Annotated in this window: 20 protein-coding genes and 1 pseudogene; 13 read left to right on the forward strand and 8 right to left on the reverse strand. The window is 53.0% G+C overall.

The window, feature by feature from the left end; genetic code table 11:
• Positions 1-790: 790 nt before the first annotated feature.
• On the reverse strand, positions 791-1,732 hold the full coding sequence (locus HVZ39_RS07930; protein WP_047416338.1) for a formate/nitrite transporter family protein: 942 nt from the start codon (positions 1,730-1,732) through the stop codon (positions 791-793).
• Between the two features lie 288 nt (positions 1,733-2,020).
• Between HVZ39_RS07930 and mlaA the strand changes: the two genes are divergently transcribed.
• Positions 2,021-2,776, forward strand: coding sequence for a phospholipid-binding lipoprotein MlaA (gene mlaA / locus HVZ39_RS07935; RefSeq protein ID WP_003028190.1), 756 nt, complete (start codon positions 2,021-2,023; stop codon positions 2,774-2,776).
• Positions 2,777-2,835: 59 nt separating this feature from the next.
• On the opposite strand, the gene fadL is transcribed toward mlaA, so the two are convergent.
• Complete coding sequence (gene fadL / locus HVZ39_RS07940; protein WP_016157062.1) at positions 2,836-4,116, reverse strand: long-chain fatty acid transporter FadL; 1,281 nt, start codon at positions 4,114-4,116, stop codon at positions 2,836-2,838.
• 371 nt (positions 4,117-4,487) lie between these two features.
• Here fadL and HVZ39_RS07945 point away from each other — a divergent pair, with 371 nt between their 5' ends.
• From HVZ39_RS07945 to sixA, 4 genes are all read left to right on the forward strand, one after another.
• Complete coding sequence (locus tag HVZ39_RS07945) at positions 4,488-4,772, forward strand: YfcZ/YiiS family protein (protein WP_003834838.1); 285 nt, start codon at positions 4,488-4,490, stop codon at positions 4,770-4,772.
• A 176-nt stretch (positions 4,773-4,948) separates the two neighbouring features.
• Positions 4,949-6,259, forward strand: a complete 1,311-nt coding sequence (gene fadI, locus HVZ39_RS07950) for an acetyl-CoA C-acyltransferase FadI (RefSeq protein ID WP_016153879.1) — start codon at positions 4,949-4,951, stop codon at positions 6,257-6,259.
• On the forward strand, positions 6,259-8,406 hold the full coding sequence (gene fadJ / locus HVZ39_RS07955; protein WP_181633439.1) for a fatty acid oxidation complex subunit alpha FadJ: 2,148 nt from the start codon (positions 6,259-6,261) through the stop codon (positions 8,404-8,406). The genes fadI and fadJ overlap by 1 nt, the downstream gene beginning before the upstream one ends.
• Positions 8,407-8,614: 208 nt before the next feature.
• Positions 8,615-9,100 (forward strand): phosphohistidine phosphatase SixA, encoded by a 486-nt coding sequence (gene sixA / locus HVZ39_RS07960; protein ID WP_003028179.1) that lies wholly within the window; start codon positions 8,615-8,617, stop codon positions 9,098-9,100.
• 80 nt (positions 9,101-9,180) lie between these two features.
• Here the strand turns inward: sixA and smrB are convergent, their stop codons facing one another.
• A complete protein-coding gene (smrB, locus tag HVZ39_RS07965) occupies positions 9,181-9,732 on the reverse strand; it encodes an endonuclease SmrB (protein ID WP_016157059.1) in 552 nt (183 codons plus the stop codon).
• Between the two features lie 166 nt (positions 9,733-9,898).
• Here smrB and prmB point away from each other — a divergent pair, with 166 nt between their 5' ends.
• The 6 genes from prmB to HVZ39_RS07995 are packed head-to-tail and all read left to right on the forward strand — an operon-like array spanning position 9,899 to position 14,452.
• The gene (gene prmB, locus HVZ39_RS07970) at positions 9,899-10,831 is read left to right on the forward strand and encodes a 50S ribosomal protein L3 N(5)-glutamine methyltransferase (RefSeq protein WP_016157058.1); all 933 of its coding nucleotides are present in this window, start codon (positions 9,899-9,901) and stop codon (positions 10,829-10,831) included.
• Between the two features lie 39 nt (positions 10,832-10,870).
• The gene (aroC, locus tag HVZ39_RS07975) at positions 10,871-11,956 is read left to right on the forward strand and encodes a chorismate synthase (protein ID WP_003028170.1); all 1,086 of its coding nucleotides are present in this window, start codon (positions 10,871-10,873) and stop codon (positions 11,954-11,956) included.
• Positions 11,957-11,959: 3 nt separating this feature from the next.
• Positions 11,960-12,784, forward strand: a complete 825-nt coding sequence (mepA, locus tag HVZ39_RS07980; RefSeq protein ID WP_016153875.1) for a penicillin-insensitive murein endopeptidase — start codon at positions 11,960-11,962, stop codon at positions 12,782-12,784.
• On the forward strand, positions 12,784-13,593 hold the full coding sequence (locus HVZ39_RS07985) for a sulfite exporter TauE/SafE family protein (RefSeq protein ID WP_016153874.1): 810 nt from the start codon (positions 12,784-12,786) through the stop codon (positions 13,591-13,593). The genes mepA and HVZ39_RS07985 overlap by 1 nt, the downstream gene beginning before the upstream one ends.
• Positions 13,593-14,141, forward strand: a complete 549-nt coding sequence (locus HVZ39_RS07990; protein WP_047358771.1) for an elongation factor P hydroxylase — start codon at positions 13,593-13,595, stop codon at positions 14,139-14,141. Before HVZ39_RS07985 ends, HVZ39_RS07990 begins: the two co-directional genes overlap by 1 nt.
• Positions 14,142-14,173: 32 nt before the next feature.
• Positions 14,174-14,452: a YfcL family protein gene (locus tag HVZ39_RS07995; RefSeq protein WP_016157057.1), complete on the forward strand. Its 279-nt coding sequence runs from the start codon at positions 14,174-14,176 to the stop codon at positions 14,450-14,452.
• 121 nt (positions 14,453-14,573) lie between these two features.
• Here HVZ39_RS07995 and mnmC read toward each other — a convergent pair whose 3' ends face one another.
• On the reverse strand, positions 14,574-16,574 hold the full coding sequence (gene mnmC / locus HVZ39_RS08000; RefSeq protein ID WP_181633440.1) for a bifunctional tRNA (5-methylaminomethyl-2-thiouridine)(34)-methyltransferase MnmD/FAD-dependent 5-carboxymethylaminomethyl-2-thiouridine(34) oxidoreductase MnmC: 2,001 nt from the start codon (positions 16,572-16,574) through the stop codon (positions 14,574-14,576).
• A 159-nt stretch (positions 16,575-16,733) separates the two neighbouring features.
• Here mnmC and fabB point away from each other — a divergent pair, with 159 nt between their 5' ends.
• Positions 16,734-17,954 (forward strand): beta-ketoacyl-ACP synthase I, encoded by a 1,221-nt coding sequence (gene fabB / locus HVZ39_RS08005; protein WP_016157055.1) that lies wholly within the window; start codon positions 16,734-16,736, stop codon positions 17,952-17,954.
• Between the two features lie 53 nt (positions 17,955-18,007).
• Here fabB and HVZ39_RS08010 read toward each other — a convergent pair whose 3' ends face one another.
• The 3 genes and pseudogenes from HVZ39_RS08010 to HVZ39_RS08015 all read right to left on the reverse strand — a co-directional run bounded on the left by HVZ39_RS08010 (position 18,008) and on the right by HVZ39_RS08015 (position 19,020).
• Positions 18,008-18,532 (reverse strand): YbjP/YqhG family protein, encoded by a 525-nt coding sequence (locus tag HVZ39_RS08010; RefSeq protein ID WP_047358791.1) that lies wholly within the window; start codon positions 18,530-18,532, stop codon positions 18,008-18,010.
• A gap of 24 nt (positions 18,533-18,556) precedes the next feature.
• Positions 18,557-18,652: pseudogene (locus HVZ39_RS26590) on the reverse strand (hypothetical protein); the annotation flags it as partial.
• A 155-nt stretch (positions 18,653-18,807) separates the two neighbouring features.
• A complete protein-coding gene (locus HVZ39_RS08015) occupies positions 18,808-19,020 on the reverse strand; it encodes a helix-turn-helix domain-containing protein (protein ID WP_249419343.1) in 213 nt (70 codons plus the stop codon).
• Between the two features lie 436 nt (positions 19,021-19,456).
• On the opposite strand from HVZ39_RS08015, the gene HVZ39_RS08020 reads away from it, so the two are divergent.
• Complete coding sequence (locus tag HVZ39_RS08020) at positions 19,457-20,635, forward strand: MFS transporter (protein ID WP_181633441.1); 1,179 nt, start codon at positions 19,457-19,459, stop codon at positions 20,633-20,635.
• Here HVZ39_RS08020 and flk read toward each other — a convergent pair.
• Positions 20,632-21,633, reverse strand: coding sequence for a flagella biosynthesis regulator Flk (flk, locus tag HVZ39_RS08025; RefSeq protein ID WP_016153864.1), 1,002 nt, complete (start codon positions 21,631-21,633; stop codon positions 20,632-20,634). The genes HVZ39_RS08020 and flk overlap by 4 nt on opposite strands.
• Positions 21,634-21,648 lie beyond the last annotated feature (15 nt).

A 21,648-nucleotide genomic window follows, 5' to 3' on the forward strand; every position in this document is an offset into this window, starting at 1 on the left:
TCAAGAGGGATTTATCATGGCGCGAGAGAGTGACATACACGCGGCGTTGGTTGGTGCCATAAAGAAAGACAGCAGGGGGCGGCAGGTTGGTACCACTGCGGCATTCTAGAAGCTGCTGGATGATGCCAACCACGCCAGGACACTGCAGAAGTGCAACAGATGGATAAGGTATTATCAAAACTTCTTCTTCGAGCTCGTTACAGAGGAAAGTGAAAATAAGATCTGGGTGTTACGCAACATGGGGTATGTGAGGTAATTATGGGATTTCCATCATCGGCTCAGGATTACATTGAGCGCCGAATCGACCTTAACGACGTGCTCATGCCTCACCGCAATAATATGATCCTGATTTAAACGCCGGAAGGTTTTGTGCTAGCCGATAACTCACTAACACCTGTAAATGGCGACACGGTTGCTTTCCAAATAGGTGAATTCCCACGGCTGGGGAAATTGTTTTGAACAGATATTATTACTTCAGACGGCGCGACAATCGACGTAGAGGGCCAGGAAGGGATTATCGTGCTGGGTAAAGTTACGGCAGAGATAGTGTCAGTTTACGAGCCTCTGAGGCCAATCATTTAAAGGTCTGTATAGCAATTTGTTTGAATTTCTGTGTACACGTAAGTGTACTTATTTTGTTTTTATTTCGTTGTAAAAATCATTAATAACAATAAGTTGTATATGTAAGTCTGCATATCAATTTAACTAAGGGACCCAAGCGGCACGAGTATAGCGTTTTTTACTCACAACGGTAAGCCTCAGGCCGCCCAACTGCTCAAACCGTCACCATTCAAGCCTGTTTTTTCTGGTTTTTCTGCTTTTGCTCATCCCGCCTGGCTTGTAACCTGGCTTCTTCTTTGCGTTTATTGCTCATATCATTGCGGATCTGCGCGTGGCTCATCAGCGCGAAGATAAACGTCCCGCCACAGATATTCCCGGCGAGCGTAGGGAGAGCAAAGGGCCAGAAGAAATCACTCCAGTGCAGCGTGCCATTAAAGACCAGATAGAGAATTTCCACCGAACCGACGACGATGTGCGTGGTATCGCCCAGCGCAATCAGCCAGGTCATCAGAATAATAACCACAATCTTTGCCGCACCGGCGGCGGGAAACATCCATACCATTGTGGCAATTAACCAGCCAGAAATGATGGCGTTGGAAAACATCTCCGTTGGCGTGTTTTTCATCACATCCATGCCGATTTTGACAAAAGCATCGCGGGTTTCTTCATCAAAAATCGGCATATGCTCAAACGCCCATGCCGCAACCCCGGTGCCAATAATATTACCTAGCAGAACCACACTCCACAGGCGCATCAGCAGGCCAAAATTGCCGAGCGTAGGGTTTTGCATTACCGGCAGGACGGCGGTGACGGTATTTTCGGTAAACAGTTGCTGGCGAGCCATAATGACAATTATAAAGCCGAAGGTATAACCGAGGTTCTCCAGCAAAAATCCTCCAGGCACACCTTCCAGTTGCACATGAAAAATTCCTTTAGCCAGTAGCGAGGCGCCCATCGAGAGTCCCGCAGCGATGGCTGACCACAGTAGCGCCATCGCGTCGCGCTCCATTTCTTTCTCCCCATCCTGGCGGATATGTTCATGGATCGCCATGGCGCGGGAGGGGAGTCTGTCCTCATCGACCTCAATCTTTTTACCCTCTAGCTTTTCGTCACTGTCGACCTGGAGTTCGTCGCTGTGCCGATCAATCTTTTCGTTCTCAATGTCATTCATAGCCGAATCCTGAATTAGCACGTATTGCTAAAGCGTAGCGGCTTTTGTCCGAAAATCAGCGGGAGAAAGTCTGAGATAGCAAAAATGGTAACGTTTGTTTTTATTGGGGTAGCTAGAATAGAGCCGCCGCGGAGTACGCATTACCAGGCTATGATCAAATCAGTAACACAGGGTATATAGACATCATTTGACGTGCTGTTACAATCGCTCACATCTAAACAGGCGGATACGTCATCGTTCCGTCATGGATGGCAATCAGCGATAGCCATAATACACAGGGAGACACTTATGAAGCTTCGCCTGTCGGCGCTTGCGCTGGGAACCACACTTTTGGTGGGGTGTGCGAGCTCTGGTACTGAACAGCAGGGGCGTTCGGACCCATTTGAAGGGTTCAACCGCACCATGTACAACTTCAACTTTAATGTTTTAGATCCATACGTTGTTCGACCGGTGGCAGTTGCCTGGCGTGATTATGTCCCGCAGCCGGCGCGTAACGGTTTGAGCAATTTTACCGGCAACCTTGAAGAGCCGGCCGTTATGGTCAACTACTTCCTGCAAGGCGACCCCTATCAGGGGATGGTGCACTTCACCCGTTTCTTCCTGAACACCCTGTTAGGTATGGGCGGATTTATCGACGTGGCGGGTATGGCTAATCCGAAGTTACAGCGCGTTGAACCACACCGTTTTGGTAGTACGTTAGGCCACTATGACGTTGGTTATGGACCGTATATGCAGCTTCCATTCTACGGCAGCTTCACGCTGCGTGATGATGGCGGCGACATGGTGGATACGCTGTATCCGGTACTGTCCTGGCTGACCTGGCCGTTGTCGATAGGTAAATGGACGGTTGAAGGGATTGAAACCCGCGCGCAACTGCTTGATTCCGACGGTCTGCTGCGTCAATCTTCCGACCCTTACATCATGGTGCGAGAAGCTTACTTCCAGCGTCATGACTTTATTGCGAACGGTGGCAAACTCAAACCAGAAGAAAACCCGAACGCGAAAGATATTCAGGACGATTTAAAAGAGATCGATTCCGAGTAAGGAAGGTTGAAAATAAAAAGGTGAGCTAAAAAGCTCACCTTTTTTATATCTGAAGAAAATCAGAATGCGTAGTTGAAGTTGGTACCGAACAGCCAGGCTTTACCTTCAGAATCGAAAGTATACGGGCCTTCTTTGACGGTCACTTTCTGGCCGTGCATATAAGAAACGCCTACGTCAATGGACGCGTCATCATTGAAGGCGTAAGTGGTACCCGCACTCAGCCACAGACGGTCCTGGTCTGGAATGGAGATGGAACGCTTGCTCGCAGGAACCGGGCTATCGTCATAGGCGATACCGGTACGGAAGGTCCAGCTTTTATCCATGTAATAAGTCGTACCCAGCGCGATGCGGTAAGAATCTTTGAACCCTTCTTCTTTATAGAACAGCGTCTGCCCGTTGGTGCCGGTTGCTTTCAGCTCCTGGAACTGACTCCAGCTGGTGTAAGCCATGCTGTAGTGAATAGCCCACTGTGGTGCAACGCGGTTGTAACCCGACAGTTCCCACATTTCCGGCAGGTTAAGCGTCAGAGAACCTGGGACGGTGGCGTTGGTGGTTCCCCAAGGGAACGCCGTGCCTGCGCCAGGTAACGCGTTGGCCTGGGTGCGGATGCCGCTCTTGTAATCGCCATCGAAGTCGATTTTGACTTCAGACCGATACGTTAAACCGTAGCGGTTATTTTTATCCAGCTCGTACAAAATTCCGGCGTTCCAGCCGTAACCCCATTCGTCACCTTTCAGGCTGGCAATTTTCTGGCTGACTTTTGGCAATGCAGCAGTTTGTTCACCGGAATAACGCTCAATTTTTGCATCGGCATAGACGGCATTAAAACCAACGCCAAAGCTCCAGCTATCATTCAGACGGTAGGCACCGCTCAGGTTCAGGTTGACCGTTTTAAGATCGGTCTTCCCGCCGTATTCGCCGACGATGTAGTTGTCGTTAAATTCGGTTGCCAGGCCATAGTTTGACGTGACAGAAGCCCCCCAACCAAACTGTTCGTTGATCGGCATCACGAAGTGAGCATTGGGAACCCACGCCGTAGGCGCGATGTTGTCCGCATCGGTGCTGCGACCGGTGTATGGCGATTTACCGGAAATATTCACGTCTGGATCGATATACACCGCACCCGCTGAAAAAGTAGGGCGGTCAAACATCATAATCAGCGCCGGGTTACGACTGGCGTTACCTGCATCATCTGCAATAGCGCCTTCACCCGAATATGCCCGGCCAAGGCCAGAGGAAGAAAATTCGTTTAACTGAAAGCCTGCAGACCAGGCCTGTGTGGAGATAATTGCCACTGCGACTGCGAGAGCAGACTTTGTAAACAGGGTTTTCTGGCTCATGACCATAACCTCATTGATTTATTTTTATACAAACAATGTTACATACCGTAACAGGAGCGCGAAGTGTAGGGTCTGAGGTACAACTTAGAAATCAGACCAGTGCCGAGAGTATAGGTCTGACCAGATGAAATGTTGCAAGTATGTTTATAAATATTTTCAATTCTGATCTCGGAAACGCGATCCAGCTGGCAAAATTGCGGGTATGCACACTCACCTGTTTGGGTGATTTTTGTTTTAGATCATTTTTAAGTGTGATTTCGGTCACTTATCCCATTTCATACAATTAACGACTGGAGAGGCGAATAATGGGAGCGTAAAATATCCCCATCGTTTATCTGGCACCACAGGTGCGAATACAGAGGAAATCTACAATGAGTAAATGCAGTGCTGATGAAACCCCGGTTTGCTGCTGTATGGATGTTGGCACCATCATGGACAACTCCGATTGCACCGCGTCATACAGCCGTGTGTTCGCGAATCGTGCAGAGGCAGAAGAAACGCTGGCCGCTCTGACTGAGAAGGCGCGTGGCGTGGAATCTGAGCCTTGCCAAATCACCTCGACCTTTACTGAAGAGTCTGAAGGTGTGCGTCTGGATATCGACTTTGTTTTTGCCTGTGAAGCTGAAACGCTGATCTTCCAACTGGGTCTGCGTTAATCCCTTCTTTAAAAGCCCTTGTTACCCGGTAGCAAGGGCTTTTTCGTCACTGTCAGTGATTATTCACTGTGTCATAGCTCCCACTTTCTTTTCTCCCTGCTTGGCTAAATGTAAAAAATTGGTTAAGACTGTGATCAGGTCAGACCACTTATTTTTATTTTTTACAGGGGAGTGTTATGAGTCAGGCTTTACCGCTGGTTACCCGCCAGGGCGATCGCATCGCCATCGTAAGCGGATTGCGTACGCCATTTGCCCGCCAGGCAACCGCGTTTCATGGCATTCCCGCCGTAGATTTGGGGAAAATGGTCGTTGGCGAGCTGCTGGCGCGCAGCGAAATTTCTGCTGATGTGATTGAGCAACTGGTCTTTGGCCAGGTGGTGCAAATGCCCGAAGCCCCAAATATTGCTCGTGAAATCGTGCTGGGAACCGGGATGAATGTGCACACCGATGCCTACAGCGTAAGCAGAGCCTGCGCCACCAGCTTCCAGGCGGTGGCGAATGTCGCGGAAAGCCTGATGGCGGGGACTATCCGCGCAGGAATTGCCGGCGGTGCGGACTCCTCGTCAGTTCTGCCTATTGGCGTTAGCAAAAAGTTGGCGCGGGTGCTGGTGGATGTCAATAAGGCCCGGACTACCGGTCAGCGTCTTAAACTTTTCTCCCGACTGCGCTTACGTGACCTGATGCCCGTACCGCCAGCCGTCGCCGAGTATTCCACCGGTTTACGCATGGGGGATACGGCCGAGCAAATGGCCAAAACTTATGGGATTACGCGAGAGCAACAGGATGCCCTGGCGCACCGTTCTCATCAGCGCGCCGCTCAGGCGTGGTCTGAAGGAAAACTGGCAGATGAGGTGATGACCACCTACGCGCCACCTTTCAAAGATCCTTTTTCAGAAGATAACAATATTCGCGGCAACTCTACGCTGGCCGATTACGCCAAACTGCGTCCGGCCTTTGACCGAAAGCACGGCACCGTTACCGCGGCGAACAGTACCCCGCTAACGGACGGCGCAGCCGCCGTGATTATGATGACGGAATCGCGTGCGAAAGAGTTGGGGCTGGTGCCGCTGGGATACCTGCGTAGTTTTGCCTTTACCGCCATCGATGTCTGGCAGGACATGCTGTTGGGGCCGGCGTGGTCAACGCCGCTTGCCCTGGAGAGAGCGGGTCTGACCATGGCTGATTTAACCCTGATCGATATGCATGAAGCATTTGCCGCACAAACGCTGGCGAATCTTCAACTGCTGGGTAGCGAACGTTTTGCCCGCGAAGTGCTGGGCAGGGCGCATGCCACGGGCGAGGTCGATGACAGTAAATTTAACGTGCTGGGCGGATCGATTGCCTATGGACACCCCTTCGCCGCCACCGGTGCTCGCATGATCACCCAAACCCTCCATGAGTTACGACGTCGTGGCGGTGGTTTTGGTTTAGTGACAGCCTGTGCTGCAGGTGGTCTGGGTGCGGCAATGGTTCTGGAGGCGGAATAATGGAAATGGCATCGGCTTTTACGCTAAACGTACGTCTGGATAACGTCGCTGTTGTTACCATTGATGTGCCCGGAGAGAAAATGAATACCCTGAAGGCGGAATTTGCCTCCCAGGTTCGGGTCATTCTGAAACAAATTCGCGATAACAAAGCATTACGCGGCGTGGTGTTCATTTCGGCGAAACCCGATAACTTCATTGCTGGGGCGGATATCAACATGATTGGTCGCTGTCGCAGCGCGCAGGAAGCTGAAACGCTGGCACGCCAGGGGCAGCAGATTATGGCGGAAATTAATGCCTTGCCGATCCCCGTTATCGCCGCAATTCATGGCGCCTGTCTCGGCGGTGGCCTGGAGATGGCGCTGGCGTGCCACAATCGTATTTGTACCGATGATGCTAAAACCGTACTGGGTTTACCGGAAGTGCAGCTTGGTCTGCTGCCTGGCTCTGGCGGTACCCAGCGGTTGCCCCGTCTGATTGGCGTCAGTACCGCGCTGGATATGATCCTCACCGGAAAACAACTACGCGCAAAACAGGCGCTGAAAGTGGGTTTAGTGGATGAAGTTGTACCGCATACCATTTTGCTGGAAGCGGCCGTAGAACTGGCCAAAAAGGACAGTCCCGCACACCGAACTCTGCCGGTGCGAGAGCGTGTGCTAGCGGGGCCGCTGGGGCGGGCGCTGTTATTCCGCATGGCCAGTAAAAAGACGGCGCAAAAAACGCAGGGCAACTACCCTGCAACAGAACGTATCCTTGAGGTCATCGAAACCGGCCTGGCGCAAGGCAGCAGCAGCGGTTACGACGCCGAAGCCCGCGCGTTTGGCGAACTGGCGATGACATCTCAGTCTCAGGCGCTGCGGCACATCTTTTTTGCCAACACCGATGTGAAAAAGGATCCCGGAAGTGATGTGAAGCCCGGCCCGCTAAACAGTGTAGGCATTTTGGGCGGCGGTCTGATGGGGGGCGGTATTGCCTATGTGACGGCCTGTAAAGGCGGCTTGCCAGTGCGTATCAAAGATATAAATGCCAAGGGAATCAACCACGCGCTGAAGTACAGCTGGGATCAGCTTGAAACGAAGGTTCGCCGCCGTCATATCAAAGCCAGCGAGCGTGATAAACAGCTGGCGCTGATTTCGGGATCAACCGATTACCGTGGCTTCGCTCATCGCGATCTGGTTATTGAAGCCGTATTTGAAGATCTGGCGTTAAAACAACAGATGGTGGCAGAAGTTGAACGAAATTGCGCATCTCATACCATTTTTGCCTCTAACACCTCATCTTTGCCGATTGGCGATATTGCGGCGAACGCTGCCAGGCCTCAACAAGTAATTGGTTTGCACTTCTTTAGCCCGGTGGAAAAAATGCCGCTGGTCGAGGTTATCCCGCATGCCACGACCTCTGAGCAGACAATTGCCACAACCGTTAAACTGGCGAAAAAGCAGGGCAAAACTCCGATAGTGGTCAGAGATAAGGCCGGATTTTATGTTAACCGCATTTTAGCGCCATACATTAACGAAGCTATTCGTATGCTGACCGAAGGCGAGCGGGTTGAAGCCATTGACGCCGCGCTGGTTAAGTTTGGTTTTCCGGTCGGGCCAATCCAACTTTTGGATGAGGTCGGAATTGATACGGGCACTAAAATTATACCAGTGCTTGAGGCTGCATATGGAGAACGTTTTAGCGCACCTGCAAATGTTGTTGCTTCAATTTTGAATGACGATCGCAAAGGTAGAAAAAATGGTCGGGGTTTCTATCTTTATGGAGCGAAAGGGCGTAAAAGCAAAAAACAGGTCGACCCTGCAATTTATACGCTTATTGGCGTCCAGGGGCAGGGCCGACTCACCGCCGCGCAGATCGCCGAGCGGTGCGTCATCTTAATGCTCAATGAAGCAGCACGCTGTTTCGATGAGAAGATTATCCGCAGCGCGCGTGATGGCGATATCGGCGCTGTATTTGGTATTGGTTTTCCGCCCTTCCTCGGCGGCCCGTTCCGGTATATGGATTCGCTCGGCGCGGGTGAAGTGGTTGCTGCTCTGCAACGACTGACCACGCAATACGGCTCGCGGTTTACGCCGTGTGAACAGTTATTGCAGATGGCGGAACGCGGTGAAAGATTCTGGAGTAATGGGGAAACTGACCTGAATTCATGAGGTCAAAGGTAGGATGAATCCGCACTGAATGTATGGGGCGCGCTCAAAATGTAAACAGAGATTGACTATACTTACGCCGTTGAGGTAAAAAACAGCGTTTCATTCGGTGAATGGATAAGGCACAATGCCGGCCACCACATCGTTACCACGGTCAATAGGGGCTGTGGATAAAGGTGTCGGTGATTCTGGTTAACAAAAGCGGTGCAATATGCAAGTTTTTATCATGCGTCACGGCGACGCAGCCCTCGATGCCGCCAGTGATTCGGTTCGTCCTTTAACCTCCTGTGGTTGTGACGAATCTCGCCTGATGGCGAACTGGCTGAAAGGTCAAAAAGTGGATATCGAACGTGTTCTGGTGAGCCCGTTCCTACGAGCCGAACAAACGCTGGATGTGGTGGGGGAGTGTATGAACCTGCCAACCGGTGTGGATGTTTTGCCGGAGCTGACTCCCTGCGGCGATGTCGGTCTGGTCAGCGCCTATTTACAGGCTCTGGCCAATGAAGGTATCGCCACGGCGCTGGTCATCTCTCACTTACCTTTAGTGGGGTATCTGGTGTCTGAACTTTGCCCAGGAGAAACACCGCCGATGTTTACCACATCAGCGATTGCCAGCGTAACGCTTGATGAGAGCGGGAAGGGTACTTTTAACTGGCAGATGAGCCCGTGTAACCTGAAAATGGCAAAAGCAATTTAAAAAGCCTGGAATCGGATAAGGCACAGCCGTCATCCGGAAAATCAAAGAGCCGCAAAAGCGGCTCTTTCTGTTTTTCTGCATCAGGGAAGTTCGGGTGGTTGCCACTCTTCCACTTCAATCAGCAGCAGCAGCGCGGCGTCGCCACCGTACTCTTTTGGCGCTTGATGAAAGGCCATCACGTGCGGATGCTGCGCCAACCAGAGCGGTGTTTGCTGCTTAAGAATATGTTTTCCGTGGCCATGCATCACGCAGGCGCAAAACACATGCTCACGACGACAGGCGGCAATCAGCGCGCCTAACTCCTGTTTGGCCTGCTGCTGGGTCAGCCCGTGCAGATCGAGAAACAGCTCTGGGGAGTAATCGCCACGGCGCATTTTCTTTAGTTCGAAATGGCTGACGTCGGCACGCAGATATCTTACCGGGCCGTCCGTATTTAGCAGCGGCTGAAACTCGTCCGAGAAATAGTGACTGGCATCAGCTTGTTCCTGCAGCAGCCTTTTAACCGGAACCTCGGTAATTTTTTTACGTAGCGGTCGGTGAACAATGGTGTCCTGTTTAATTTTACGCGTGCCGGTCATCAGCTGGCGAAACAGCGTCTGATCCTCCTCGCTGAGCGATGTTTTCTTTTTCATTCGAGAGTCTCATCTTTTATTTTTCGTTAGTTTAACCCGACTCGGCGGGCATCCGATCGCTTAAAACGCAATTTTCGCGCTCAGGCCCTGTGTGAATGCTGATTTATCGCCGTCTTCGTGGCAAACTAGCCGCCGAAATTAATACGAGCATGCCCTGGAGGAATACGTGGATAAAATTTTCGTCGATGAAGCAGTGAGTGAACTGCATACCATTCAGGACATGTTGCGTTGGGCGGTCAGCCGTTTTAGCGCGGCGAACATCTGGTATGGCCATGGCACGGATAACCCATGGGACGAGGCCGTACAACTGGTGCTGCCGTCACTTTATCTGCCGCTGGATATTCCAGAAGATATGCGTACCGCGCGTCTGACTTCCAGCGAGCGCCATCGCATTGTTGAACGCGTGATTCGCCGCGTCAACGAGCGCATTCCGGTCGCTTATTTGACCAACAAAGCCTGGTTCTGCGGGCATGAGTTTTATGTTGATGAACGCGTGCTGGTGCCACGTTCGCCAATTGGCGAGCTTATTAATAACCGCTTTGCGGGCCTTATTAATGAGCAGCCACAGCATATCCTTGATATGTGTACCGGCAGCGGCTGTATTGCCATTGCCTGCGCCTATGCTTTCCCGGAGGCCGAAGTGGATGCGGTGGATATTTCCACCGACGCGCTGGCGGTGACCGAACACAATATTGAAGAGCACGGCCTGATCCATCATGTTACGCCGATCCGTTCCGATCTGTTCCGCGATCTGCTGAAAGTCCAGTATGACCTGATTGTGACCAATCCGCCGTATGTCGATGCGGAAGATATGTCCGATCTGCCAAACGAATATCGTCATGAACCTGAGCTGGGTCTGGCGTCCGGCAGCGATGGACTAAAACTTACCCGTCGCATTCTGGGTAACGCTCCGGACTACCTGTCAGATAACGGTATTCTGATTTGTGAAGTCGGAAACAGCATGGTACATCTGATAGAGCAATACCCGGATGTACCGTTCACCTGGCTGGAGTTCGACAACGGCGGTGAAGGTGTATTCATGCTGACCAAAGAGCAGTTAGTTGCTGCTCGCGAGCACTTCAGCATTTATAAAGACTAAATACACGCGCACATACACAACACTCATAACGGAGCCGTGATGGCAGGAAACACAATTGGGCAACTCTTTCGCGTAACCACTTTCGGTGAATCACACGGGCTGGCGCTCGGTTGTATTGTCGATGGTGTTCCGCCGGGCATTTCTCTGACAGAAGCTGACCTGCAGCACGATCTCGACAGACGCCGTCCGGGCACATCGCGCTACACTACGCAGCGTCGTGAGCCGGATCAGGTGAAAATCCTCTCCGGTGTGTTCGAGGGCGTTACCACCGGCACCAGCATTGGCCTGTTGATCGAAAATACCGATCAGCGTTCACAGGATTACGGCGCGATTAAGGACGTTTTTCGTCCAGGACACGCCGACTATACCTATGAGCAGAAGTATGGCCTGCGTGACTACCGTGGCGGCGGACGCTCATCCGCACGTGAAACGGCGATGCGCGTTGCGGCCGGAGCGATTGCCAAAAAATATCTGGCGGAAAAATTCGGCGTTGAAATTCGCGGCTGTCTGACGCAGATGGGGGATATTCCGCTGGAGATCAAAGACTGGTCCCAGGTGGAGCTTAACCCGTTCTTTTGTCCAGATCCGGATAAACTCGAGGCGCTGGACGAACTGATGCGTGGGCTGAAGAAAGAGGGCGACTCCATCGGAGCGAAGGTGACCGTGGTTGCAAGCGGCGTACCAGCGGGTCTCGGCGAACCTGTATTTGACCGCCTGGATGCTGATATCGCTCACGCGCTGATGAGCATTAACGCCGTTAAAGGTGTTGAGATTGGCGACGGTTTTGACGTTGTTGCACTGCGCGGCAGCCAGAACCGTGATGAAATCACCAAAGAAGGTTTCCAGAGTAATCATGCGGGCGGCATTCTTGGTGGGATCAGCAGTGGGCAACAAATCATTGCTCATATGGCGCTGAAACCGACCTCCAGTATTACCGTTCCAGGGCGCACTATTAATCGCTTTGGTGAAGAAGTCGAAATGATCACCAAAGGTCGTCACGATCCGTGTGTTGGGATCCGCGCCGTGCCAATCGCCGAAGCGATGCTGGCGATCGTGTTGATGGATCACCTGCTGCGTCAGCGGGCGCAAAATGCGGACGTGAAGACCGATATTCCACGCTGGTAAGAGATGAAAAAAACGGCACTTGCGGCGCTGGCTCTGTTTGCCAGCACCGCCTGTCTGGCGGCGACGCCCTGGCAGAAAATTACCCATCCGGTTGCAGGCAGCGCGCAGTCTATCGGCGCGTTCTCCAACGGCTGTATTGTTGGCGCAGATACGCTGCCTGTACAGTCAGAACACTATCAGGTGATGCGCACCGATCAGCGCCGTTACTTTGGCCATCCGGATCTGGTGATGTTTATCCAGCGTCTGAGTAATCAGGCCAACAATCTGGGGCTGGGTACGGTGTTAATCGGCGATATGGGCATGCCGGCCGGTGGGCGATTCAATGGCGGTCACGCCAGCCACCAGACGGGACTGGATGTAGATATTTTCCTGCAATTGCCGAAAACCCGCTGGACTCAGTCGCAACTGCTGCGGCCGCAGGCGTTAGATCTGGTCTCACAGGATGGCAAACGTGTCGTGCCGTCACTCTGGAAGCCGGAGATTTTCAGCCTGATCAGGCTGGCGGCAAAAGATAATGAAGTCACGCGTATTTTCGTGAATCCGGCGATTAAGCAGCAACTTTGTCTGGATGCAGGGACCGACAGGGACTGGTTGCGTAAAGTGCGGCCATGGTTCCAGCATCGTGCGCATATGCACGTACGGTTGCGTTGTCCTGCCGACAGTCTTGAGTGCGAAGATCAACCGTTACCACCACCGGGTGACGGCTGCGGCGCGGAGCTGCAAAGCTGGTTCGAACCTCCGAAACCTGGAACCACCAAGCCTGAGAAGAAGACACCGCCGCCGTTGCCGCCTTCCTGCCAGGCGCTACTGGACGAGCATGTACTCTAATGGATCATTTTGCCTCTCTGTTTATGGTGTCGCCACTGCTGTTAGGTGTGCTTTTTTTCGTGGCGATGCTGGCAGGTTTTATTGATTCTCTGGCCGGAGGCGGTGGTTTACTCACTATCCCGGCATTGATGGCGGCTGGGATGCCACCCGCGCAAGCGCTGGCCACCAATAAGCTGCAGGCCTGTGGAGGATCTATCTCTTCCTCCCTCTATTTTATTCGCCGGGGCGTGGTTAATCTGGCGGATCAGAAGCTCAATATCTTCATGACTTTTATCGGCTCAATGAGCGGCGCGCTGTTGGTTCAGCACGTGCAGTCAGATATTCTGCGCCAGATCCTGCCGGTTCTGGTTATCTGTATTGGTCTTTACTTTCTGTTGATGCCGAAAGTGGGGGAGGAGGACCGACAGCGTCGGTTGCATGGGTTGCCTTTCGCGCTGGTGGCCGGGGGCTGCGTCGGCTTTTACGATGGCTTTTTTGGTCCGGCTGCGGGGTCGTTCTACGCGCTGGCCTTTGTCATGCTGTGCGGCTACAACCTGGCGAAATCGACGGCCCACGCCAAAGTATTAAATGCCACATCGAATATCGGCGGGCTGTTGCTGTTTGCCCTCGGCGGCAAAGTGATTTGGGCGACCGGATTTGTGATGCTCATTGGCCAGTTTATTGGCGCACGGATGGGCTCACGGCTGGTGCTCAGTAAAGGACAAAAACTCATTCGGCCAATGATCGTCATTGTCTCCGCCGTGATGAGCGCCAAGCTACTTTATGATAATCATGGACAGGAGATTCTCCACTGGCTGGGGATGAACTAATGAATAATACCCATCACTACGAACAGTTAATTGAGATTTTTAACGGCTGCTTTGCCGATGAATTTAATACCCGTCTGATTAAAGGCGATGACGAACCGATCTATCTTCCTGCGGATGCGGAATTACCGTATCACCGTATCGTTTTTGCGCATGGCTATTACGCCAGCGCGTTACACGAAATTTCACACTGGTGCATCGCCGGTAAGGCGCGGCGTGAACTGGTCGACTTCGGTTACTGGTACTGTCCGGACGGACGCGACGCGAAGACGCAATGCCAGTTTGAAGATGTGGAAGTGAAGCCGCAGGCGTTTGACTGGCTGTTTTGCATGGCGGCGGGCTACCCGTTTAACGTCAGTTGCGACAACCTTGAAGGGGACTTTGAACCGGATCGCGTGGTATTCCAGCGCCGTGTCCATGCTCAGGTGATGGAGTACCTGGAAAAGGGGATCCCTGAACGTCCGGCGCGCTTCATTAACGCGTTACAGAATTATTATCACACGCCTGAACTTAAGGCGGAACTATTCCCGTGGCCCGAAGCGCTCAACTGAAGTCGCTGCCACGTTTACAATGAGGAAAGAAGATGATCGCGGAGTTTGAATCACGCATTCTGGCATTAATCGACGATATGGTAGAGCACGCCAGCGATGATGAGTTGTTTGCCAGTGGCTATTTGCGTGGACACCTGACGCTGGCCGTGGCCGAACTGGACGCTGGCGAGGACCATTCCGCTGAGGCATTGTACGCCAATGTGACCAGCAGCCTGGAAAAAGCCATCAGCGCAGGCGAACTATCGCCGCGTGACCAGGCGTTAGTGAAAGAAATGTGGGACACTCTGTTCCAGAAGGCTACTGCACAATAATTGCGGTAAATTGTGCCGGATGGCGACGCTCTGGTGTCTTATCCGGCCAACCTTGTTGGGGTGTTTGTAGGCCTGATAAGCGTAGCGTCATCAGGCCATGACGAGATGGCACCCCATCCTTTTATTTCACCGCTTTACCCTTCAATAACTTCCTGACCCACAGACGATTTGGATTTAGCGCCGCCAGCGTGCTGGCATCCATGGGAATCGGTTCATTGCTCATTTGCGAAGCCAGAATTTCTGCACACAGCGGGGCAGTACACAGCCCGCGCGATCCCAGCGCGCCCAGCATAAATAAATCGGAATAAACCGGCGCGCTTACGGCGTGCTCTTTGTCTGCAGCAAGTGTGGTGTACTGGCTGAGCGTGGCGTCATAGTCCGCGACGTTGCCGACCATTGGCATGTGATCGCGCGTGGCGCAGCGCACCCCGCAGCGGGCGGCATTGTCGCTAACGTCTACCTCTTTTGCCCACATAGCGTTCGGGAAGCAGTCGATTAAGCGTTGACGGTTTTGTTGCTGATCGTCCTCGCGATACGCTGTCTCTTCACTCCCACGATGATAGCTGGCGCCAATGCAGTGCTGCTGATTTTGCGGGTTGTGCGGCGTGAGGTAGCCGTCATAGCACAGCACCTGACGTAGCGCTGAAAGTGCAGGTGTGGTGGGAATATGACTCACCTGACCGCCCACGGAGTACACCGGTAGCGGCTGCGTTTGCTCAAAGCCGCTAATGCGATGACCGTTAGCCAGAACGACTGCTGCGTGAGAGGCGGTTTCTCCACTGGAAAACTGCAATTGCCAGCTTGCTGTCTGGCGAGTCAGTGAGGCCAGCGTATGTTGGTAGCGGGTGCGTAATCCCAGGGTTGTTGCATAGTCCAGTACCGCGGCGGTTAACTGCGCCGGGTACAGCCATCCTCCGGCCGGATACTGAATCCCGCCGCATCCGGTTTCCACACCTGTTGTTTGTAAAACCTGCTGTGCGTCAACCCCGACGGCGAGCGCAGCGGGCAGTTCAAGGGACAGCATCTGGGTGATTTTTTGCTGGCTTTTCTCATCCCACGCGAGTTGCGTCACGCCGCACCAGTCATGCGCAAACTCAACGGGGAGGGCGTCATACAGTCGACGGGCGAAGGTAAACGCAGTGGGGAAAAAGAGATTAATGGCTGCATCATGTTTGCTAAGTAGGGGGTAGAGCGCCCCCTGGCGATTACCGGATGCGCCCCCGGCAGGTTTATCGTCGGCGCAATACAGCGTGACCTGCCAGCCGCGGCGCAATAACGCCAGTGACAGCAATGCGCTAGCAATTCCTCCACCAATAATGGCGGCTTCGCGCTTATCTGTTCCCGTACGCGCAAACCATGGCGCCGAGGACGTGAGCGCCTGAGTCTGTTCCATCACGCCACAGAGCATTTCGCGTTTGCGCCCAAAGCCTTTACATTTTTGCATTGTAAATCCGGCTTCCTGCAACCCCCGACGTACAAAGCCTGCCGATGTAAAGGTTGCCAGCGTCCCGCCGGGACGAGCCAGTCGGGCCATCGCGTTAAACAGCGTTGGCGTCCACATATCCGGGTTTTTTGCCGGTGCGAAACCGTCCAGGAACCAGGCGTCCACCTTTTGATTCAGAGAGTCATCCAGCGTACTGGTCAGTTCGTTAATATCGCCAAACCACAGATCCAGCGTGACGCGCCCATCATCAAGCAGCAGGCGATGACATCCCGCCAGCGGCAGCGGCCATTGTTCTTGCAGTGCCGTGGCCCACGGGGCAAGTTCTGGCCAGTGCTGGTGGGCTAAGGTGAGATCTTCACGCGTCAGCGGATATTTTTCAAAGCTGATGAAATGTAATCTTTCCAGGGTAGCTTCTGGGTGGGTATCGCGAAAATCGGCAAATGCCTGCCAGAGCGTGAGGAAGTTAAGTCCGGTGCCAAACCCGCTTTCTGCCACCACGAAGAGAGGACGTGAATGCGCAGGGAATCGTTGTGCGAGATGGTTACCGCCGAGAAAGACGTAACGTGTCTCTTCCAGCCCGTTATCATTAGAAAAATAGACATCGTCAAAATCTCGGGAAACAGGTGTACCCTCAGCGTTGAATTCAAGGTTGGCAGGTTGTATAGCGTATTGTTTCACGTAAGTTACTCGTCTGACAGGCTGTGCCCCGATCTTAGCGATGAGTGCCTGGCTGCGCAAATTTCCACATAAAATGGCTGATCGGACTTGTTCGGCGTACAAGTGTACGCTATTGTGCCACTCGAAACTTTAAAATAGTGCGACTTACAGAGGTATTGAATGAAACGTGCAGTGATTACTGGCTTGGGCATCGTTTCCAGCATCGGTAATAACCAGCAGGAAGTCCTGGCATCTCTGCGTGAAGGACGTTCAGGGATCACTTTCTCTCAGGAGCTGAAGGACTCCGGCATGCGTAGCCACGTTTGGGGCAACGTAAAACTGGATACCACTGGCCTCATTGACCGCAAAGTAGTGCGCTTCATGAGCGACGCATCCATCTATGCATTCCTATCGATGGAGCAGGCAGTGGCTGATGCCGGCCTTGCTGCAGAAGATTACCAGAACAACCCGCGCGTTGGCCTGATTGCAGGTTCCGGCGGCGGCTCCCCACGTTTTCAGGTGTTCGGCGCTGACGCAATGCGTAGCCCACGTGGTCTGAAAGCGGTTGGCCCGTATGTGGTCACCAAAGCGATGGCGTCCGGCGTTTCTGCCTGCCTCGCAACGCCGTTCAAAATCCACGGCGTAAACTACTCCATCAGTTCTGCCTGTGCGACATCTGCGCACTGCATCGGTAACGCGGTAGAACAAATTCAGCTGGGCAAACAGGACATCGTTTTTGCTGGCGGCGGCGAAGAGCTGTGCTGGGAAATGGCGTGTGAATTCGATGCAATGGGCGCGCTGTCTACCAAATACAACGACGATCCGTCAAAAGCTTCCCGTACCTATGACGCAAACCGCGACGGTTTTGTTATTGCTGGCGGCGGCGGTATGGTCGTGGTTGAAGAACTAGAGCACGCTCTGGCACGTGGCGCGCACATCTATGCGGAAATCGTCGGTTACGGCGCAACGTCCGATGGCGCAGACATGGTTGCTCCGTCTGGCGAAGGCGCAGTACGTTGCATGCAGATGGCGATGCACGGTGTAGACACGCCGATCGACTACCTGAACTCTCACGGTACCTCGACTCCGGTTGGTGACGTGAAAGAACTGGGCGCAATCCGCGAAGTGTTTGGCAACAACAGCCCGGCAATCTCCGCAACCAAAGCGATGACCGGTCACTCACTGGGCGCGGCTGGCGTGCAGGAAGCTATCTACTCTCTGCTGATGCTGGAACATGGCTTTATCGCGCCAAGCATCAACATTGAAGAGCTGGATGAGCAGGCGGCAGGTCTGAACATCGTGACCAAACCGACCGAGCAGGCGCTGACCACCGTGATGTCCAACAGCTTCGGCTTTGGCGGCACCAACGCTACGCTGGTTATGCGTAAGCTGAAGGCGTAAGTCTCAGCTTGAATACGAAAAAAGGGAGCCAACAGGCTCCCTTTTTACTGTGTTTACTTCGGCATTTTTTCGTATTCCGGCGCGATCTCAGCGGACCATGCTCTGGCTCGCGTAATCTCTCCGGCATTGTAAATGGGCTGCTCGTAATGACGACCCGCGTCCCGGACACGATAAATTTTCCACCGTCCTTCCTCCCAACGGGTATATACCTCCAGTTGAATAGGGGCTGACTCAGTGCCTAACTGCAGGTTCAGTTTTTCACCGCCGAGGAATGGCTGCGCCTGTCCAACCCGCAACAGCGGGATCCATGCCGGTGCGTAATCCTGCACATACATAAAGTAGTCCGCTTGCACGATCTCCTGCTCATAAAGCGTATCAATCAGCGCCAGACGCCCGATAACCTCTTTGGCGACATAGCGTTGCAGTAATGCTGATGTTTCGCGGGGCGCATCCGGATCCTGAGTGTAGTTCTTCATCCACGAAAGATAGAACTGTTTCACATCCTGCGTGCTGTCACGGTGAGAAGGGGTACAGCCACAAATCAGCAGGATGAGAACAATCAGTGGAAAGGCTTTCATTACTTCTTCCTGTAAATGGTGTATGACGGCTTTGCGGGTATATTCCGCACCGCGCCCTTGTGAATATGAACTCGCGTGCGATTTGGCGTAATTGACCGCCACCTTTTTATCCCAACTCATAACTACTCCTGTTAATAACATACGTAATAGCAATTACGTGATGCTTTAACAGTATTTACGCAATTGGAAATGGCAAATAGTGCTATTAATATTCTCAATATATTAAGCTGGGATATTTATTAATTTATATGCTCGATAAATTACGAGTGATCTATTTAATATTCAGTATTACTTGTTTTATCCTCTGGCTGCTGGCGTGGATAGCATGCTGGCCAAATCACGTCTGGCGAGGTTTCGAGCGCCTGCGCAATGAACTGTTCCGCTCTGGGCCAGCTTCGGGTAAATACATTGCGCAGTGAATCGGGTGATAATCCAGCCGCACGAGAAAGATCTCTGAGCGTGATTCTTTTTTCCAGTGCACTTTCAATATCTGCACGATGCCAGTCTTGGCTTTAGTGTTCCATTCTGTAATCCTAAGGAAATGTGTTATCGGTGCCGATATTTTTTCAGGGTATAAACCAGAGTAACAAAATAACGTAACTTTCTTTTTTGTCACTGGAATATTGCCAGAATAAAACTGAAATTTCGCGCAAAAGGAAAACTTTTTATTCCACAGGCAGAAAGGAAAGAAATTAATGGCAAAAGGTTGGTTCATGGTAAAGACGAAAAGTCGTCTTTACCATGAACCAACCTGGTGAGATTTCAGGGTTGACAAATTTAGTGGCTCACAGGCAGACTTCGCACTCAACATTATCTATCTGATAATGCGTAAGCGTTTAACGTTATCCAACGCACCTTAATCCTGAAAGTCAGGTAGAGGGGGCGTGGACATTCCTCGCCTTACTCTGCATTTTGGAGTAACGCATGACAGCTGTAACCCAACAAGAAAAAACACCTTCGGCGAACTTTTCGCTGTTTCGTATCGCTTTTGCAGTTTTCCTGACCTATATGACGGTCGGCCTACCTTTGCCCGTTATTCCTCTGTTTGTGCATCAGGAGCTGGGCTATGGCAACACCATGGTTGGTATCGCCGTAGGCGTACAGTTTCTGGCAACGGTATTAACGCGCGGCTACGCCGGGCGCTTAGCCGATCAATATGGCGCCAAACGTTCGGCGCTACAGGGGATGTTTGCCTGTGGGGTGGCGGGCGCGGCGTGGTTGTTAGCCGCGCTATTGCCTGTCTCTGTCCCTGTAAAATTTGCATTGTTAATCGTCGGGCGTTTGATCCTCGGTTTTGGCGAAAGCCAACTGCTCACCGGAACGCTGACCTGGGGGCTTGGGCTGGTCGGTCCAACACGCTCGGGTAAGGTGATGTCGTGGAACGGGATGGCGATTTACGGTGCGCTGGCCGCCGGTGCACCGCTGGGCTTGCTGATCCATAGCCACTTTGGCTTTGCGGCGCTGGCGGGAACGACAATGGTATTACCGCTGCTGGCATGGGCATTCAACGGCACCGTTCGCAAAGTGCCTGCTCATGCAGGAGAACGCCCTTCGTTATGGAGCGTGGTAGGGCTTATCTGGAAACCGGGCCTGGGCCTGGCGCTGCAGGGCGTTGGCTTTGCGGTGATCGGTACGTTTATTTCACTCTATTTTGTCAGCAACGGCTGGACGATGGCGGGGTTCACCCTGACCGCGTTTGGCGGGGCGTTTGTGTTGATGCGCATTCTGTTTGGCTGGATGCCGGATCGGTTCGGAGGCGTGAAGGTAGCCGTTGTCTCCTTACTGGTTGAAACCGCGGGGCTGATTCTGCTGTGGCAGGCCCCATCAGCATGGATTGCGCTGCTCGGGGCGGCATTAACCGGGGCAGGATGTTCGCTTATCTTCCCGGCATTGGGCGTAGAGGTTGTGAAGCGAGTGCCCGCGCAGGTTCGCGGTACGGCGCTGGGCGGTTACGCCGCGTTTCAGGATATCTCCTACGGCATAAGCGGCCCGGTCGCCGGGGTGCTGGCCACCGCGTACGGTTATCCCTCGGTATTCCTTGCCGGAGCGATATCCGCCGTGGTGGGGATTGTCGTGACGCTGCTTACGCTGCGCAAAGGTTAAGCGACCAGCCAGAAAATGGCTAATGCGATCATTAACGCGACAAACAGCAGTCCCGGTCGTGCCGACAGAGATTTAACCGTTTCAATCATCGGCGCGAACGGGCTGTAAATAGGCTGAAGATGGCGCGGATCGTTTAGCTCGCGTTCCCGTTCTACGCGGCGCAGGAAGATTTGATTCAGCAAGTCCTGCACCTGCACCGTGGTCAGAATCGTTTGTGGTTGGATCTGATACGTCTGCTGCGCGTACTCTTTTATTGCCGTCAGCTCATTCGGCTCTAATGGCAGCTTCAGGGCTGCCTGGAGCGTTTGTAGCGTCGGGGCGCTTTGCAGGCTGAGCGTCTGGCGCGCCTGCAGCCAGGTGACCAGATGAGTAAACTGTTTGGCGGGGATCAGCTCACCGCTTTTTACGCCAGACAGCTCTAACATTGACTGCCAGATCATCTTACCTGACTCTCCCGTGGCCGCCGCCAGTTTGGTAACCAACTGGTTTAGCGTATTGTGCTCTGCGGGTAATAACGGACGATCGGTGGCCGGGCGCTGTTGCGGTTGCGGTATAGAAAGCTGCCCTTGTTGCAGCAGCGTGAGCACGTTCTTCAACTGCTCAGGCGTGAGCTGGCTGAGCGCCGTTTGCCCATACTGCTGACGGATAAAATCACTTACCGCCTGGCGGTTATTTCCCTGACTCAGTAATTCAGTGAGCTGTGAGAGAACCTGACGATTAGCATGATTTTGCTGAGCAACACCCAGCCGCTGATTCAGGTTTTGCTCCGCGGCAGGAAAGTGACGTGATTGCAGCGGTGTATCACTTTTGACGCCCAGATCGTGCTTCATTCCGGCCCACACCTCGGCGCTTTGCTGTTGGGTGAGTGAAATCAGACGGGTAATCAGTCGTTCCAGCACGGTACGTTGTTGCGTGGATAACGGTTGTTCACCCGCAGCAGAAGGGGCATTTTGGCCTTCGCCGGGAGGGCGTGCGGGTGTACCTGAAATGGGCTGCATCATCTCTGTTCCTTA

The organism is Citrobacter sp. RHB35-C21 (assembly GCF_013816515.1).
In the GTDB taxonomy this organism is placed as follows: Bacteria; Pseudomonadota; Gammaproteobacteria; order Enterobacterales; family Enterobacteriaceae; genus Citrobacter; species Citrobacter braakii.

Excerpts from the sequence above, each read along its gene's own strand:
- HVZ39_RS07930 (WP_047416338.1), bottom strand. The coding sequence starts at position 1,732 with ATGAATGACATTGAGAACGAAAAGATTGATCGGCACAGCGACGAACTC.
- mlaA (WP_003028190.1), top strand. The coding sequence starts at position 2,021 with ATGAAGCTTCGCCTGTCGGCGCTTGCGCTGGGAACCACACTTTTGGTG.
- fadL (WP_016157062.1), bottom strand. The coding sequence starts at position 4,116 with ATGAGCCAGAAAACCCTGTTTACAAAGTCTGCTCTCGCAGTCGCAGTG.
- HVZ39_RS07945 (WP_003834838.1), top strand. The coding sequence starts at position 4,488 with ATGAGTAAATGCAGTGCTGATGAAACCCCGGTTTGCTGCTGTATGGAT.
- fadI (WP_016153879.1), top strand. The coding sequence starts at position 4,949 with ATGAGTCAGGCTTTACCGCTGGTTACCCGCCAGGGCGATCGCATCGCC.
- fadJ (WP_181633439.1), top strand. The coding sequence starts at position 6,259 with ATGGAAATGGCATCGGCTTTTACGCTAAACGTACGTCTGGATAACGTC.
- sixA (WP_003028179.1), top strand. The coding sequence starts at position 8,615 with ATGCAAGTTTTTATCATGCGTCACGGCGACGCAGCCCTCGATGCCGCC.
- smrB (WP_016157059.1), bottom strand. The coding sequence starts at position 9,732 with ATGAAAAAGAAAACATCGCTCAGCGAGGAGGATCAGACGCTGTTTCGC.
- aroC (WP_003028170.1), top strand. The coding sequence starts at position 10,871 with ATGGCAGGAAACACAATTGGGCAACTCTTTCGCGTAACCACTTTCGGT.
- mepA (WP_016153875.1), top strand. The coding sequence starts at position 11,960 with ATGAAAAAAACGGCACTTGCGGCGCTGGCTCTGTTTGCCAGCACCGCC.
- HVZ39_RS07985 (WP_016153874.1), top strand. The coding sequence starts at position 12,784 with ATGGATCATTTTGCCTCTCTGTTTATGGTGTCGCCACTGCTGTTAGGT.
- HVZ39_RS07990 (WP_047358771.1), top strand. The coding sequence starts at position 13,593 with ATGAATAATACCCATCACTACGAACAGTTAATTGAGATTTTTAACGGC.
- HVZ39_RS07995 (WP_016157057.1), top strand. The coding sequence starts at position 14,174 with ATGATCGCGGAGTTTGAATCACGCATTCTGGCATTAATCGACGATATG.
- fabB (WP_016157055.1), top strand. The coding sequence starts at position 16,734 with ATGAAACGTGCAGTGATTACTGGCTTGGGCATCGTTTCCAGCATCGGT.
- HVZ39_RS08010 (WP_047358791.1), bottom strand. The coding sequence starts at position 18,532 with ATGAAAGCCTTTCCACTGATTGTTCTCATCCTGCTGATTTGTGGCTGT.
- HVZ39_RS08020 (WP_181633441.1), top strand. The coding sequence starts at position 19,457 with ATGACAGCTGTAACCCAACAAGAAAAAACACCTTCGGCGAACTTTTCG.
- flk (WP_016153864.1), bottom strand. The coding sequence starts at position 21,633 with ATGCAGCCCATTTCAGGTACACCCGCACGCCCTCCCGGCGAAGGCCAA.